The 16,683-nt window shown below is 67.6% G+C and carries 8 protein-coding genes; all 8 read right to left on the reverse strand.

Going from position 1 to position 16,683, the window contains the following annotated elements:
* Positions 1 to 103: 103 nt before the first annotated feature.
* On the reverse strand, positions 104 to 1,528 hold the full coding sequence (locus AC3WTD_RS09530; protein ID WP_492613674.1) for an MFS transporter: 1,425 nt from the start codon (positions 1,526 to 1,528) through the stop codon (positions 104 to 106).
* A gap of 56 nt (positions 1,529 to 1,584) precedes the next feature.
* Complete coding sequence (locus tag AC3WTD_RS09535) at positions 1,585 to 3,795, reverse strand: alpha-L-rhamnosidase-related protein (RefSeq protein ID WP_492613641.1); 2,211 nt, start codon at positions 3,793 to 3,795, stop codon at positions 1,585 to 1,587.
* Positions 3,796 to 4,096: 301 nt separating this feature from the next.
* Positions 4,097 to 5,653 carry a GH39 family glycosyl hydrolase gene (locus AC3WTD_RS09540; protein ID WP_492613642.1) on the reverse strand — a complete coding sequence of 519 codons (1,557 nt, stop codon included), beginning with the start codon at positions 5,651 to 5,653 and terminating at the stop codon, positions 4,097 to 4,099.
* A 166-nt stretch (positions 5,654 to 5,819) separates the two neighbouring features.
* Positions 5,820 to 7,844 (reverse strand): glycoside hydrolase family 13 protein, encoded by a 2,025-nt coding sequence (locus AC3WTD_RS09545; protein WP_492613643.1) that lies wholly within the window; start codon positions 7,842 to 7,844, stop codon positions 5,820 to 5,822.
* Between the two features lie 137 nt (positions 7,845 to 7,981).
* Complete coding sequence (locus AC3WTD_RS09550; protein ID WP_492613644.1) at positions 7,982 to 10,366, reverse strand: glycoside hydrolase family 31 protein; 2,385 nt, start codon at positions 10,364 to 10,366, stop codon at positions 7,982 to 7,984.
* 17 nt (positions 10,367 to 10,383) lie between these two features.
* Positions 10,384 to 11,937 (reverse strand): alpha-amylase family glycosyl hydrolase, encoded by a 1,554-nt coding sequence (locus AC3WTD_RS09555; RefSeq protein ID WP_492613645.1) that lies wholly within the window; start codon positions 11,935 to 11,937, stop codon positions 10,384 to 10,386.
* A complete protein-coding gene (locus AC3WTD_RS09560; RefSeq protein ID WP_492613646.1) occupies positions 11,934 to 13,478 on the reverse strand; it encodes a tryptophan halogenase family protein in 1,545 nt (514 codons plus the stop codon). Before AC3WTD_RS09560 ends, AC3WTD_RS09555 begins: the two co-directional genes overlap by 4 nt.
* 97 nt (positions 13,479 to 13,575) lie before the next feature.
* Positions 13,576 to 16,473, reverse strand: coding sequence for a TonB-dependent receptor (locus AC3WTD_RS09565; RefSeq protein ID WP_492613647.1), 2,898 nt, complete (start codon positions 16,471 to 16,473; stop codon positions 13,576 to 13,578).
* Positions 16,474 to 16,683 lie beyond the last annotated feature (210 nt).

A 16,683-nucleotide genomic window follows, 5' to 3' on the forward strand; every position in this document is an offset into this window, starting at 1 on the left:
GGCAAATGCGTGATGTCGCAGGAGCGCACCCTGTGCGCGACGCTCTTCGTAGCACGGCGCAAGAGCGTCGCGCACAGGGTGCGCTCCTGCAGGCGATGCGGAATCAGGTTTGTTCGGGCTTCGGCACGCGCAGCGTGCACAGCCCGGCGACGAGCAGGCTTACGCCGCCCAGGCCCAGCGCCCAGATCGGCTGGCTGTGGAAGAGCAGTTTCAGCAGCACGCCCAGCACGCTGGCGGCGAGCAACTGCGGGATCACGATGAAGAAATTGAAGATGCCCATGTACACGCCCATCTTCGCCGCGGGCAGGTTGTCCGACAGCATCGCGTAGGGTAGTGAGAGGATCGAGGCCCAGGCGAAGCCCACGCCCACCATCGAGACGATCAGCCAGTGCGGGTCGCGGATGACCAGGAACGACAGCAGGCCCAGCCCGCCCAGGCACAGATTGATCAGGTGGCTCCAGCGCAGCCCGCAGGCGCGCACCAGCAGCGGAATCAGGATCGCCGCCAACACGCCCACGCCGTTGTAGGTGCCCATCAGCACGCCGGCCCAGTTGGCCCCTTCGTTATAGGCGACCGAGGTAGTGTCGCTGGAGCCGTAGAACGTCTGCGACACCGCCGAGGTGGTGTTGATCCACATGGCGAACATCGCGAACCACGAGAAGAACTGCACCCAGTTCAGCCGGCGCATCGGCAGCGGCATGCCGTGCAGGTCGCCCATGATGTGGCGCAGCGGGCCGTCGCTGCGGGTGCGGCTGAGCCACACGAACAGCGCGCCGAAACCGGCCAGGCCGCCGGCCAGCAGGTACAGCTCCTGCTCCAGCGCGAAACGCCGGATCAGGCCCAGCAGCACCAGCCCCAGCAGCAGCAGCAGCGCGCCGATCTTCCACGCGCCGGCCACGCTGCCGGGCGCCTCCTCGATGCGGTTGTCGGAGAACGACTCCAGCTGCTCCGGCGGGTACTCGCGGGTGCTGAGGATGGTCCACAGCATCACCGCCAGCAGCACGAACGCGCCGGCGTAGAAGGCGTACTTCACCGAGTGCGGCACTTCGCCGGCCGGCGCCGTGTTGGCTACGCCGAAGTGGGTGAGCACGTAGGGCAGGAACGAGGCGACCACTGCGCCCACGCCGATGAAAACACTCTGCATCGCGTAGCCCAGCGGGCGCTGCTTCGGCGGCAGCTGGTCGCCGACGAAGGCGCGGAACGGCTCCATCGACACATTGAACGAGGCATCCATGATCCACAGCAGACCCGCGGCGATCCACAGCGTGGGCGAGTTCGGCATCGCCAGCAGCGCCAGCGTGGCCAGCACCGCGCCGGCGAAAAAGTACGGCCGGCGCCGGCCGAAGCGGTTCCAGGTGCGGTCGGAGAAATAGCCGATGAGCGGCTGCACGATCAGCCCGGTGAACGGTGCGGCGATCCACAGCAGCGGGATCTGGTCCACGTTCGCGCCCAGCGTCTGGAAGATCCGGCTGACGTTGGCGTTCTGCAGCGCGAAGCCGAACTGGATGCCGAGAAAGCCGAAGCACATGTTCCAGATCTGCCAGAACGACAGCTCGGGTTTGGCGCGTGAGACCTTGCCGTCCTTCACGGGGCGCCCCGGCCGGCGGCGAGCGGGGCGATCAGCAGGTCATGCACCTCGGCCTGGTTCAACGGGCCGCTGCTGCCGCCGTTGCCGCCGCTGCCATTGTCGGCAGTGTAATGGGCGAAGTGGGCGAGGTAGCTCATGTTGAATCCGTCGTCGAGGGCGAAGCGGCAGGTGCTGCCGGCCTTCGCGGTGAAGCTGGCCCAGGTGGACTGCTGTGCGCGCACGCTGTGCGGCATCACGATCGGCAGGCGCTGCGGGTCGCTGCCGTCGCAGCGGACATCTAGCATCTTCACCGCGGCGGTGACGCCGGTGTTGATCGGGCCGTGATCGTTGGCGTAGTCGAGCGCGACGCGGTAGCGGCCGCTGGCCGGTGCGGTCCACGTGCGCGGCCAGCTGCCGTTGACCTTCGCCGTTTCGCCCACGCAGGTGTCGGGGCTGTGCAGCGACTCCAGCCCGTACACATCCACCCGCGTGGTGCTGAGGCAGGCCAGGCCCGGCTGCGGAGCGAGGCGGGTACTGCTGTCGATGTCACCGTGCACGCGGCCGTTGAGATAGAGCCGCATCTTGCCGTCCGTGCTGACCTGCCAGCCGCCGCCGTCGGCGTGTACCCGCGGCGCGGCAGGGGCGATCGGCGCGTACAGCGGTGCGTCGGTGCGCAGCGGCGCGTCGGGCACCTGCACCGCCTTCAGCGTCACCGTGGTCGCCGTGCCCTGCGTGCGGGTGCGGTCGGCGACGAGCAGGTTGCCGGTGACCTTCCCCGGCAACTGCAGGGTGATCTGCCGGTCGCGCAGGTCGAGCGTGATTGTGCGGCGCTGGCCGAACAGCATTGGCACCAGCGCGGTCGGCAGCTTCGGCTCAACGCTGCCGTCCTCGTTCAGGCCGAACACGCCTTCGGTGACCACTGCCAGCGCCGCCGCCACCGACCACAGCTGGCGCGGCGAATTCACCACCGGGCCGCTGAGCTTGCCTTCGTCCACGTGCTGGCCCTGGGTCAGCAGCTCGTAGTTTTCCATGTTCGAGCCGTACAGCGCGGCGCCGCGCAGCACCGACTCGATCTCGTGCGCGATGCGTGCGGGCTGCTCCGTCTTGCGCGCGGCCCGCAGCGCGTAGGCGCTGACGAACGGCCAGATCGCACGGTTGTGGTAGATCGGCTGGTCGCTGCGCTCCGGCCAGATCACCGGGCTGCCCGCCGGCCACGCGGGATAGTTCGCCAGCGTCTGGCGGGCGCGTTCGCCGTCGGCCACGCCGCTGTCGACCGCCAGCGCGATGCCGAGCAGGTCGTAGCTGTCGTACGGCGTGCCGTCGCCGCCGATGTAGCTCATGTACATGCCGCGGTCGGCGCGCCAGAAGTGCGCATTGATCGCCGCCTTCAGCGCCGCCGCGCGGGTGCGGTAGCCGGCGGCGGCTTTCGCGTCGTGGTGGGTGTCGGCCAGGCTCGCGGCCAGCTGCAGCGCCTGGTAGTGCAGCACGTTGGTGGACAGCGCGTAGGACTGCGCGATGAAGGTCACTTCATCCGCGGTCCATGCCGGATAGGTTTGCTCGCGCCAGTCGAGGAACGAGGTCTCGCCGCGGTACAGGTCGAACGCGGCGTCGAACACGTACTGGCGGTCCTGCGCCAGCGTATCGCCCAGCGCCTTGTACACGTCGCCGGCAAAAGCCGTGTCGTCGAGCAGGTGGCGCGCGCCGAGGAACCACACCACGCGGTCGGTGCTGATTGGCCAGCTGCCGCCCGAGCCGGTGTCCTGCATCGCGTACAAGCCCTGCGGCGCGGACGGGACGCGCACGTCGGACAGCTTGAACTTCAGCCCGTTGCGCGAGCGCGTCGGGTCGAAGCGCCACAGGCCCAGGTCGATCGCGTAGGACAGGTCGCGCGTCCACACGTATGGCCACTTCAGGCCGGTCTCGAAGCACTGGCAGGGAATGGGTTGGCCGTGGTCGAACGCGCCGTCGCGGATCGCGCTGACTGAATCCTGCTTGAGGTCGTCCTGCGCCATCGCGAACAGGCCGTCGAACAGCAGGCTGGCGGTTTCCGTGCGCAGCGGCTGCGCCGCGATCACGCGCTGGCCGTAGGGCCAGGCCAGCGTGTAGTTCTGCTGCGCATCGCGGCTGATGGCGACGTGCACGCCGTGCCAGTCCAGCCCGTCGTGCCAGGCCGGCGCGGTGGCAGAGGCGGAGGCGGCCAGCATGGCCGCCGCGAGGATGCTCAACATGCGCGTGCCGCGTGCGGCCCGCGCTGGATGATGTGCCCGGTCGGCATGGCCCCTCCTGCAACTGTGGTGTCGTGCCAGCGCGCGGCCCGCGGGTGGCGCGCCGGCACAGTGGTTGTCACCGCATGGTAGATAGCGTCGCACTGCAGCAACCAGCCCATGCATACGTATTCATGGGCGAACGGGCGGGTGTCGACCCCGACACCACCAGCGCCGTTCCGTAGGGCGGGCACCGCCCGCCAGCTTTTGGCCGAGGCCGGGGGCGGCGGGCGGTGCCCGCCCTACGGAGTGGTGTGCAAGCGCCTCAGCGCAACTCCACCACCACCAGTCCCTGCACCGGCACGTCGATCGTGAACTTGCTACTGCGCACGTCCACCGACTCTGGCGCCGCCAGCTTGCCGGCTTCACGCAGCTCGGTGATCTGCGCGCGGCTGGGGAAGTCGGGGCGACCCATGCGGTCGAATGCGGCGACGGCGTTGCCATGGGTTTCGTCCACGCGCCAGACGGTGGCGCGGGCCGCGGCGGGCAGCTGCTTCACGACAACATCGAAGCGCTTCGGCGCACCGACGGGTTTGCCCGGCGTGTAGCTGGCGGTATCGCCGACCGGGGGGGCGTAGTTCCACAGCGCGATCACCAGCGTGCCGTCGTCGCGCCGGGTGATCAGGGCGGAGTCCGACTTCGTCGCCAGCTGCCGGTCGCCCAGCTTGTGCAGGATCGTGAACGCGTTGAACGCGGGCTTGGCGATGCGGTTGGCGGCGATCAGACCGAAACCGCCGTAGAACGGGTTGCGCACGATGCCCTGTTCCTCGAACACGTCGGAGAACGACCAGTAGCTCATCGTCTCGACCTTGCCCGCGCACTGGCGGATGGTGTTGGCCAGCCACGGCCCCATGAACACGGTGTCGGTGACGTTGGGCAGGTTGGCGTAGCTGGCGTTGTACTCGCTGAAGATCAGCGGCATGTGCGGGTAGGGCGAGGCGGCGATTTCCTTGTGCACCTTGTCCACCGCGCGGCAGACCATGTCGGCGCGCGGGATCTTCTCGTCGCTGTGGAACACGTTGCCGGCGGTGTCGTCACCGTAGACGTGGCTGCTGACGAAATCGACCGGTACGTTGTTCTTGTGCGTGTGGGCGAGGAAATCGGTGGTCCACGCCGCCTGCGCGGTGGATGGGCCGCCCACGCGCAGGCGTGGGCTGACCGCCTTCAGCGCGCGCACGGTGTGGTCATACAGTTTGAAATAGCTTTCCTGCGCCGGCTTGCCGGTCCAGAAGCCGATGTTCGGCTCGTTCCACACCTCGAAGTACCAGCTGGCCGCCTCGTCGATGCCGTAGCGCTCGACCAGGTGCTTCGCCAGCGCGCCGATCATCGCGTCCCACTCGGCATAGTCCTTCGGTGGCGCGACGTTCGGGTGGTACCAGAACGGGTGCAGCGCGGTGGGGTCGGAAGTCAGCTCCGGCGGCATGAAGCCCAGTTCCACGAACGGCTTGAAGCCGCGTTCGAGCAGGCCGTCGTAGATCTGGTCGATGTAGGAAAAGTTGTAGGAAATCTTGCCCTGTGCGTCGCGCTGGATCAGCCCCACGTCGTGGTCGAGGATGCCGTGGAAGCGGATGTAGCCGACGCCGGTGGCCTGGTGCACGGCGTCCAAGTCCTTGCGGTAGTCGTCACGCAGCGCCAGCGCGGCGCGGCCGGAGCCGAGCGTGTGTTCCCAGAAATGCGGGAACGGCGTGCCTTGCGCGCTGGCGTCGACATTCAGTTTGACGGCGGCCGTAGCGGGCGGTGCCGCGTTGGCCGTAGCGGTAACCAGCAGGGCGGTCGCACAAAGGCCCAGGGCCAGGTGGCGAAGCGAGGCGGAAAAAGTCATGGCGGGATCTCCAGTTCGACGCCTGGATGGCGCGGGGCGGGGGAGCGGGCAAAGCCCGCAACCGTCAGGATGTAAACGTTTACATCGAGGCGCAGTTTCCTACACGCGAGGGGCGGCGTCCAGCGGCGGCGCGGCAAATCTGCCACGCCGCCGCCATGGGCCGGATTCACTGCGCCAGGATCGCCCCGTAGTGGCCGTTCACCGCCACGCTGACCTGGCCGTTCTGCACGGTGTAACGCGTGCCGGAAATCAGCTCGGTGACCGTGCTGCCGTTGGTCATGCTCAGCTGCCACACCGGCACCGTCACCGTATGCGTCACCGAATCGTTGTTGAGCGCCACCGCGATGCGGTTGGTGGCGTCGAAGCGGCCGAAGGCATACAGCTTGTTGGTGTCGTCGGTCAGCAGCGTCATGAACGAGCCGGTGCGCAGCGCGGGGTAGGTGTTGCGGATCGTGATCAGTTTGTTGGTCAGTGCCACCGCGCTGTTGGTCGAGGTGCCGACGGTCCAGTCGAAGGTGCGGCGATTGTCCGGGTCGGCGCCGCCCTGCATGCCGTACTCGTCGCCGTAGTAGATCGTCGGCGTGCCCACGTAGGTCATCTGGAAGAACAGTGCCAGGTAGGTCTTCCAGATGTCGCCGCCGGCGCGGTTGCCGAAGCGCGTGACGTCGTGGCTGCCGAGCGCGTTGCTCATGGTCTGCTGCACGTTGGTCGGGTAGTTCGCGCGGGTGCCGTGCAGCCAGCTGTCGAACTGGCTGGTCGGGATCGAGGCGACGTTGCCGTTGTAGTCCTGGCCGGTGATCCACTCGGAGACGGGCTGCATGAAGCCGTCGTAGTTCATCGCGCTGTCCCACTGGTCGCCGCCGGCGGTCCACGGGCTCGCATTGCCCCAGAACTCGCCGAGGATCTCCGCGTTGGGGTTGACCGACTTCACCGCGTTGCGCAGCTCGGCCGTGATCTGGTGGTTGGTCGCGTCGCTGCCGTTGTTGCCTCCCGCATCGAAGTACTGCGCCGCGTCGAGGCGCCAGCCGTCGATGGCGTAAGGAGCCTTCAGCCAGGTCTGCACCACGGAAGTGCTGCTGCCGTAGATCGCGTTGCGCACGGCCGAGCCGCTGGCGCCGTAGTCGAGCTTGGGCATGCTGGAGATGCCGAAGAAGGCGGAGTACGTGTTGGGCCAGGTCTGGAACGTGTAGTAGCCGTACCACGGGCTGGACTGCGACTCGTAGGCGCCGTTCGTGGTCCACCAGTGGTAGCGGTCGAACCAGGCGTGGGTGTCGCCGGTGTGGTTGAACACGCCGTCGAGGATCAGGTAGCCCTTCGGTCCGTTGGCGGTGCCGTGGATGTCGGCGGCCAGCGTCTGCAGCAGTGTGTTGCTGCCGAACGCCGGGTCGACCTGGGTGTAGTCCTCGGTGTCGTACTTGTGGTTGGTCGGCGAGAGGAAGATCGGGTTGAGGTAGATGATGTCGGCGCCGACGGTGTTCTTGATGTAGCCGAGCTTCTGGTCGATGCCGGCCAGGTCGCCGCCGAAGAACACGGCGCTGTTGCAGCCGCCGACGTTGGACACCACGCTCGAACCCCAGGCGTGCTTCTCGGTGGCGCAGCCGGCGTAGGTGTACTGGCCGTTGGCAACGTCGTTGGCGGTGTTGCCGTTGTAGAAGCGGTCCGGGAAGATCTGGTACATCACGCCGTTCTTCATCCACGCCGGGGTGGTGAAGCCGGGCAGGATGAAGAAGTCGCCGGAGGACGGCTCGGCGGAAGTGGTGCCCGCCGCGTTGAGCCACGCCGTCGCGGTGCCGTCGTTGATCTGGAAGCGGTAGTACTTTTTCGAGGCGCTGGCCGGGATGGTGCCTTTCCAGAAGTCGAAATTGCCGGTGGCGTCGTTGGCCGACCAGCTCATCGCTACCCAGTGGAACAGGCCGTCGGCGCTGTCGTAGTACTTGATGTTGGCGCTGGTGATGTCGCCCTTGAAGGTGCGCAAGGTCAGCGTGACCGCCTGCGTGGCGGTCGGTTCGGCATAGCTGTCGTAGAGCGGGCCCTGGTCGTGGAACAGGCCGCTCCATTCGACGTTGTTGTCGTTGCTGGCGGCCAGCGCGCGGTCGTGCATGGCCGGTAATGCGTAAAGCGCCAACGCCGCGGCGAGCGTGCATGCCAGGGTGGATCTGGAACCGTGCCGTGCCTTGCCTTGATTGCCCATCGAACTTCCCTCCGCAGGTGGATGGAACGAAAAGCTTTCGGATGAGACGGCTGTTTCCTTGTAGGAGCGCGCCTTGTGCGCGATGCTCTTGGCTCCGTTCGACATCAGAGCATCGCGCACAGGGTGCGCTCCTACAGTCAGGGTTTCAGGTCGAGGGTGAGCGCCGTGGCGCGCGCGGCGGCGACGCGCACCCAGGTGACCTCGCCGTAGCGGTCGTGGCCGCTGGCCCAGCCTTCGCCGTCGGCCTGTTGCAGCGCGTCCAGGCTGGCGAAGGCTTTCAGCTTGCCGCTGACGCCGGTGGCCGCGCCGCCGTGGACCTTCAGCAGGTAGAAGCGCAGCGCCGGCTTGAAGCTGCCGCTGGCGGCGCCGAGTTCCAGCTGTACCGTGTCGCCGCGGCGCTGCACCGACAGCGGCTGCAGGAAGTACGCGTCGTGTCCGTAGTCGTAGCTGACGCCGTCATCGTCGTAGTAGTCGAACGTGCTGTGCTGTGCGGCGGGGAACACGTCGACGTCGAGCTGGGTCAGCGGCCGTTCGCCCACGTAGTCCACCGGATCGGCGCGAGTGGGGATGATCGCGCCCTCGCGCACGAACAGCGGGATGTCGCTCCAGTGCTCGCTGTCGATCGCCAGACGGATGCGGCGGCCGCCGTCGTAGCGCTTGCCGCTGAACCAGTCGATCCAGCGCCCGGTGGGCAGGTAGATGTCCTTCGCACGCTGGCCCTGCTTAACCACCGGCGAGGCCAGCAGCCAGTCGCCGAACAGCCAGCTGTCGACGTCGTTGCGCAGGTTCGGGTCGTTGGGCCAGTCGAACAGCAGCGGCCGCACCAGGCCCACGCCGTCGGCGCGGCGCGCGTGCTCGTAGCTGTAGATGTACGGGATCAGCGCGTAGCGCAGACGGATCGCTGCGGTGGCGGCCTGCTCGGCGACCGGGCCGTACACCCACGGCTGGCGCTTCTGGCCGAGCTCGCCGTGCACGCGGAAGATCGGCGTGAACGCGCCGAACTGCACCCAGCGCGCGTAGTTCTCCGGCGTCGGCGTGCCATTGCGGAAGCCGCCGCCGTCCATGCCCCACTGCATCGCGCCCACGTTGATCGCGCTGAGCATGCGCGCGCGCTGGGCGGCCATGCTGGCGAAGCCGGTGTCGATGTCGCCCGACCACAGGCCGTAGGCGTAGCGCTGCGAACCCAGCCAGAAGTTGCGGTTGATCGACCACACGCGCTGGTTGGAGACGGCGCGCTGGCTGTCGTACAGCGCGCGCTGCATGTTCAGGAATTCGGTGTCGCTGCCGACGGTGTCCGCCTCGTCGTTCCACCAGCCGACGATGCCGTGGTCGTAGCCGTACTTGATCGCCAGTTCGCCGAACCAGCGGCGCGCGGCGGCCAGGTCGAAGTTGATGTCCTTCACTGGCTTGTGCGAGAAGTAATCGTCGCTGACCTTCTCGTCGGGCACCCAGAAACCGTGCGCGCTGACGTAGCGCCCCTCCACCGTGTCGAGGTGGATGCGCGGCTTCATGATGCCGGTCAGGCGAATGCCGCGGGCGTCCATCTGCTTTTTCAATTCGCCGTTGGGGCCGTCGGGGAACTTGGCCGGGTTCCAGCGGAACTCGCCGTAATCGTCCTCGCCCCACGCCTTCCAGTCGAAGTCCAGCGTGACGTTGTCGATAGGAATGTGCTTGGCGCGGTAGGTGTCGACAATCTGCAGCAGTTCCTGCTGGTCGATGCCCCACTGGCTGTTGGTGAAGCCCATCGCCCATTTCGGGAACAGCGGGGTGCGGCCGCTGAGCTGCGCCAGTTCGGCGAAGATCTGCGCGGGCGTGCCGAGCAGGATGTAGTAGTCGGCCTGCCGGCGCGCCGCGTCGACGGCGCTGATGGCGCCCGGCGCCAGGGTGAAGGTGGCGCCGTCGCTGTCCAGCAGCACGCCGTAGCCGGCGCTGCTCCATACGAATGGCGCGCCGGCGTGGCCCTGCTCGCCGGACATGGCCACCTGCGTGCCGCTGCGCAGCATGCCGGCCGAGGCATCCTCGGTGGCGTTGTAGCCGCCGATGCCGTACAGCGCGTCGCGCGGGTCGTGGCGCAGGCTCAGCGTGCTCGGTGGCGCGGGGTCGAGCTCGATCTGCAGCAGTGGCTGCTGCTGCGCATCGCTGATCCGCAACTGGTGGTGCTGCCGGTCCCAGCGTACCGAGCCGCGCTCGCTGGCGAGCATCGGCCCGTTCGCGTCGTCGTCGCTGCGCCGGGCATCGAAGGCGGGCAGGCTGGCGGCGGGGTCGAGCACCAGCGCGGGCGTCGCGGCGGCGTGCGGGCGCTGCACGTGCACGATGCCGGGCGCGACGAAGCGCACGACCAGCTGGCCGCCCCGGGTGTCGATGCTGATGCCGTGCTTGACGATCGTGTCCATGAGCGGTGCCGGTGAAGTCGTTGCGGGGGACGGCAGCGCCTGGGCAATGCCGGCGCCGAGCGGGGCCAGGGCGAGGCCAAGGCACAGCCAGGCGAGGCGGTGTCGGCGTGGGGAAACGGGTTTGCTCATCGCATCGGACTCCGTGGTCACTGCAGGATCGCGGTGGTGTACGCCGGCAGCTCCAGGCGCTCGTGCTGCAAACTGGTGCCAGGTGCGCTGCGCAGCCGCACGCTGCGGAACGGCTGCCCGTCCAGCGCCAGCGACTGCGCCTGGCCGGACAGGTTGTGCACCACCAGCGCACGGCCGTGCGCGTCGTCGAGCCGCCAGGCGGCGACGTGTGGGTTGCCGGTGTTCCATGGCTGGAGCGCGCCGTCGCGCAGCACGGGCAGTTCGCTGCGCCAGTGGATCAGCGTGGTGTAGTAGTGCAGCAGCGAATCCGCGTCGGCCTGCTGCGCCTCGACCGATACCGCTGGGCCGTCGTGCGTGGTGAAGGTTTTCCAGGTGGTTTCGCCCGGCGCGTCCGGCACGCGGTTCCAGCGCATCGGCTCGCGCAGGTCCGGGTCGGGTTTCCTGCCGCGCATGCCCAGCTCCTCGCCGTAGTAGACGAACGGCTGGCCGGGCAGGGTGAGCAGCATCGCGGCGGCCATGCGCATGTGCTGCGGGTTGTCGCCCAGCTGGCTCATCACCCGCTCCTGGTCGTGGTTGGACAGGAACGGCGCGTCCACGCCGGACTTGCCGGTGACCTTGCGGTAGGCGGCGTCGGCATGCGCGAGCAGCGCGCCGAGATCGCCGGCGCGTTCGCTGCGCGCGCTATCGATCAGCTGCACCGCCAGCGGGAAGTCGAACACCGCGTCGAGCGGCTTGAAGTACGGCGCCAGTTCGTCGGCGGAGTCGCGGGTCACCTCGCCGACCACGTAAGCGCCGGGGTTGACGACATCTAGGCCCTGGCGGAATTCGGACCACCAGGCGAGGTTCTTCTGCAGCGTGAGCGGGTTGTGGAGGTCCGCCTTGAAGTCGTAGTAGATGTGCTGCGCGGCGTCGAGGCGGAAGCCGTCCACGCCCTTCTTCAGCCAGTACTGGCCGAGCTTGACCATCTCCTGCCGCACCGCCGGCGTGTCGTAGTCGAGGTCGGGCATTTCGCGGGAGAAGTCGCCCAGGTAATACGCCTTGCCGAGCGCATGCCAGGCCTGCGCGCCGGCGGCGTCTTCGGCGTGCAGGTCGGTGTGCGGGCCGGCCCAGCTGTACCAGTCGTGATGCGGATCGGTGGGATCGCGCGCGGCGACGAACCACGGGTGCTGGTCGCTGGTGTGGTTGATCACCAGGTCGATGATCACCTTGATGTCACGCTTGTGCGCCTCGCGCAGCAGGCGCTCGAAGTCGGCCATGCTGCCGTACTGCGGGTTGATCGCGTAGTAGTCGGTGATGTCGTAGCCGTGATAGGTGGGCGAGGGGTTGATCGGCATCAGCCAGATGCCGCTGACGCCGAGCGACTGCAGATAGTCGAGCTTGGCGGTGACGCCGTTCAAGTCACCGATGCCGTCGCCGTTGGTGTCGTACCAGCTGCGCACGAAGATCTCGTACCACACGCCGGAAGGGGCCGACGCGACCGGCGCGGCGGGGGCGGACAGCGCCGGGGCGAACCCGCCCGACGCGAGTGCGGACAGGGCCAGCAGCATGGATGCCACGAGTCGGCGGATCATGGCGCGGCCACCGCGGTGCGCTGCGCAACGTCCGTGGCGCCGCCGGCGCGCGCCACGAACTCGTGGTGCAGCGGCAGCGTGTTCTTCGCGCGACCGATCAAGGTGCGGATGTCGGCGAGGAAACCGTCCAGCTGCGCGTCGGTCAGCGCGTCGGCCAGCGGGTGGTGGCGCTGCGGCACGATGCGCTGGCCCAGCAGCACCTGCACCCAGCCGGTCTCGGCGAACAGCTCCTCGCCTTCGCGGAACACCATGCCGATGCGGCGGAACAGCTCGATCCGCCGCGCCAGCGAGGGCGGGATCTCCATCGCGCCGCACTGCTGCCAGAACGGCGTATCGGTGCGCTCGGTGGCCTTGTAGTGCAGGATCAGGAAGTCGCGCACGTGCTCGTACTCGAAGCGGGTCTGGCGGTTGTATTCGTCCACCAGTGCGCTGTCGCAGCGGCGGTCGGGGAACATCGCCAGCAGGCGGCTGACGCCGGACTGCACCAGGTGGATGCTGGTCGATTCCAGCGGCTCCATGAAGCCGGCGGCCAGGCCCAGCGCAAGGCAGTTGCGGTTCCACGCCAGCTTGCGCATGCCGGTGACGAAGCGCAGCGGGCGCGGATCGCCCAGCGGCTCGGTTTCCAGGTTCGCCAGCAGCTGGGCGGCGGCCTCGTCGTCGCTGATGAAGCGGCTGCAGTACACGTGGCCGTTGCCGGTGCGGTGGCGCAGCGGGATGCGCCACTGCCAGCCGGCCGTGCGCGCGCTGGCCTGGGTGTACGGGCGCATCGGGCCACCCGGTGCACTGCCCACCGCCAGCGCGCGGTCGCAGGGCAGCCACTGCTGCCAGTTCTCGTAGCCGGTGTTCAGCGCACCCTCGATCAGCAGGCCGCGGAAGCCGGAGCAGTCGATGAAGAAGTCGCCCTCGACGAGCTCGCCGCTGTCCAGCTGCAGCGATTCGATGAAGCCGTCACCCTCGCGCAGGCGCACGTCCACCACCTTGCCCTCGGTGCGCTGCACGGCGCCGGGCGCGATGCGTTCGCGCAGGTATTGCGCGTAGCGCGAGGCGTCGAAGTGGTAGGCGTAGCGGATGCCGCCGAGCGGGCTGTCGGGAATTTTCTCCAGCGGCGCGAAGCGATTCTCGGCGGCGGCCGCGGCGTTGAGCGAGTACGCCCACAGGTCCGGCGTGTCAGTGCCGCCGCGTTCCTGCACGGCGCGCAGCCAGTAATGGTGGAATGGCGTCAGCCCCAGCGGCAGGCCGAGGTCGCCGAACGCGTGCAGGTAGGAATCGCCCAGGCGGGTGAAGCCGTTGAGCTGTACGCCCAGCTTGTAGGTGCCGTGGGCGAAGCGCAGCATCGCGTCCTCGTCGATGCCGAGGAAGCGGTTGATGTGGCGGATCTGCGGGATGGTGGCCTCACCCACGCCGACGGTGCCGATCTCGGCCGATTCGACCAGCCGGATCTGCACCTGCGGGCCGAGCGCCTGCGCCAGCAGCGCCGCCGCCAGCCAGCCGGCGGTACCGCCGCCGACGATCACGAGGCGGCGGATACGGGGATCGTTCATGTCATGGCTCCTCGGCACCCTGTCTGCATGATCGTAAAAAAAAGCCCCGCCGGACAACACACAGCGGGGCAGCTTGGGGAGGTAATGCCGATACGGCTTACTGGAACTTGTACGAGACGCCGATATCGTAGCGGCGGCCGTAACGCTCCCACGTCAGCACCTGGCGGGGATCGTTGTTCTGGTACGTGATGAAGCGCTTGTTGGACAGGTTGGAGCCCTGCACGATGAAGGTCAGGCCCTTCAGGCTGCCGCTGTCGAAGCTGTAGCTGAGCTGGGCGTCGTAGGTGCTGCCGCCCTTGACGGTCTGCATGATGCGGGAAGCACTGATGCCCGACACCTCGCCCAGGAAGCTGGAACGGTAGCTGTCGCTGATGCGCGCCTCGAAGCCGTTGTGCTGGTAGTACAACGTGGCGTTGGCCACCCACTTCGACAGGCCCGGCACGGTGATCGGATCGGAGTTGCCGGCGTACACCAGCGAGCTCTTGGTGCGGTTGCCGGTGAGGATCATGCCGAAGCCGTCGAGCACCGGGGTCACCAGGTTGAACGGCGTGTTCAACGTGACCTGGGCGCCCTTCACGTAGCCGCGGCCGTCGTTGGTGGGGCCGGAAACGATGCCCTTGGTGGTACCCAGCTGGGCCTGCTGCACCGGCGTCAGGCCGAACGGCAGGAAGGCGCTGAAGTCGTACAGGTAGGCCGCGTTCGGGTTGATGTAGTCATGCAGCTTGATGAAGTAGCCCGATAGCGCGAAGTAGCCGGCGCCGCTGCGGCACAGGTCGGAGTTCTTCGCGTCGTTGGAGTTGCACTCGTAGCCGTTGCCGCCCGAGAAGTAGTGCTCGTAGCTGACGTTGTAATTGTCGGCCATGGTCGGCGTCAGCTTCGGGTTGCCACCCGAGGCGCTGAAGTAGGCCTGGTTCGGGTCGGTGTTCGGCAGGTGCGTGATGTTGCCGCTCACGCCGAGACTGGCGTTCATCTGGTCCATGCGCGGGCGGGCCAGGGTGCGGGCGGCGCTGACGCGCAGGTCGTCGTTGTCGGTGAAGCCGAAGATCAGGTTCGCGCTGGGCAGGTAGCGGGTGTAGGTGGTGCTGGCGGTGACCGGGATCAGCTGAGTCTGTCCGCCGGTGACCGAGCTGCCGGGCGCCACGCGCTCGCCCACGCCGCGCTGCGAGGTGCGCTGCGCCTGGATGCCGAAGTTGCCGCGCAGGCTGACACCGCCCAGGTAGGTATCCAGGTTCATCTGCAGGTACGGCGTGAGGGTCTTCTCGCGCACCTTCCAGTTCGGCGGCAGCGACAGCGACGAGCCGAAGGTCGGCACCTGCTGCAGCGTGCCGTTGCCGATCAGCTCGAACGGGTTGTAGCAGAGCTGCGAGCTCACGCCCATCCACGACAGCGGGTCGCAGCTGCTGCCGGTGAACGGCGCGGTCTTCACCGCGTTGCCGCCGCTGATGGTGCCGCCGCCCAGGGTCAGGAAGTCCTGGTCGATGTGGTAGGTCTTGCTGCGCTTGCTGTACGCCACGCCGAACTCCATGCTGGAGAACGGACCGCTGGTGAAGCTGCGTTCCACCGACAGGCGCAGGTTGGCGAGGTAGTCCACGGTGTGCGGCGCGTTGATGAAGCCGGCCTGCACCACGTCGTTGCCGCCGCCCCAGCCCTGCGGGTCGGTCAGCACCACGCCGTTGGTGTAGTTCAGCGACGGGTTGAGGTAGAGCAGACCGTTGCTGCGCTCGACGAAGCCGAGCGTGTCGGTGGCGCCGGTCGAGCCGTAGCCGGTGCCGGAGTAGCTCTCGAGGTTGACGTCGCGGCGGGTGGCGCGCGAGTAGTTCGCGTCGAGGTCGGCCGTCCAGTTCTCGTTGATGGTGAACTTGTTGTCCCAGTTGAAGTTGTAGACCCGGGCGCTGGTGGCGTTGTAGTCGTTGCGGATGACCGGCTTGACGTTGCCGTAGGTGCCGGCGACGTCCATGCCGTTCTGCACCGTGCTGCCGGGCAGCAGCTTCGCTGAGCTCCACCACAGCGGGAACTCCATGCCCTTGGCCTGCTGCACTTCCTTGAAGTTGTCGTAGGTCATGTCAATGGTGCCGGTGTACCACTCGGTCGGCTTCCACTGCACGGTGGCCAGCACGCCACGGCGCTTCATCGAGTCGGAGATGCCGAAGTTCTTCGCGCCGCCGATCACCGCGTTGCCGTTGTTGTCGTTCGGATAGCCCCATGGCTGCTGGTGCTGGATCTGCGAGGGGTTGTTCTCTAGGTCCACGCCCAGGGTGACGCCCAGGGTGTGGTCGGCGAACTGGTGCACCCACACGCCATTGACGTTGTAGCCCTTGTCACTGACGCCAGGGCCGTTCGACAGCTGGGACATGTCGTTCCAGATGTAGTGGGCGTTCAGCGCCGCCTCGGGGCCGCTCTTCTCCAGCGGACGGATGGTGTGCATGTCGACCGTGCCGGTCAGGCCCTGGCCGATCAGGTTGGCGGAGGGCGACAGGTGCACCACCACGTTGTCGAACCAGCTCGACGGGTACTGGTCGAACTGCACGTCGCGGTTGTTCGAGGTGGAGACCTGCTGACCGCCATTGATCAGCGCGGTGGAGAAATCCGGGCCCATGCCGTGGATGGTCAGCACCTGCGGACGGCCGCTCACCGTCTGCACGGCGAGGCCGGGCAGGCGGCCGAGCGTGTCGGCGATGGACACGCCGGGCAGCTTGCCGACCTGCTCGGCCGACACCGCCTCGACGATGGTGCTGGAGTTGCGCTTGAGCGCGGTGGAGTTCTCGATGCTGCTGATGAAGCCGTTCACCTCCACGGCCTGCATCTTCTGCGCCTTGTGCTTGCCGTCGGCGTCCTTGTCGTCCTTCTTGGTCTGCTCGGGCGACGTCGTCGGCGCCTGATCCTGCGTGCTCTGCTGCGGGCCGGCCGCGGGTGCGGTGGCGGCATAGGCCGTGGCGTACATGCCAAGGCACACCGATGCAATCGCCATCGCCAGCATGTTGTGTTTCAGAACCATGTAAATCCCCTCCCACGAATGGTGTGTCGCCGTCGATCTCGGTTATTGGTTTTCCCCGCGCTTCCGTCGGCGACAACCGTCGGCAGGTGCGCTGCCGAGGTTTTCGGCGGCGTGTTTGCATGGTAGGCCGGCATTTCCGCAGCGAAGCATTTCCTGCATACGTATTCATGGCGGGCGCTGTATCGCGCTTGCTGCGCTGCGGCAGCGCGT

The organism is Rhodanobacter sp. FW106-PBR-R2A-1-15, from assembly GCF_058789735.1.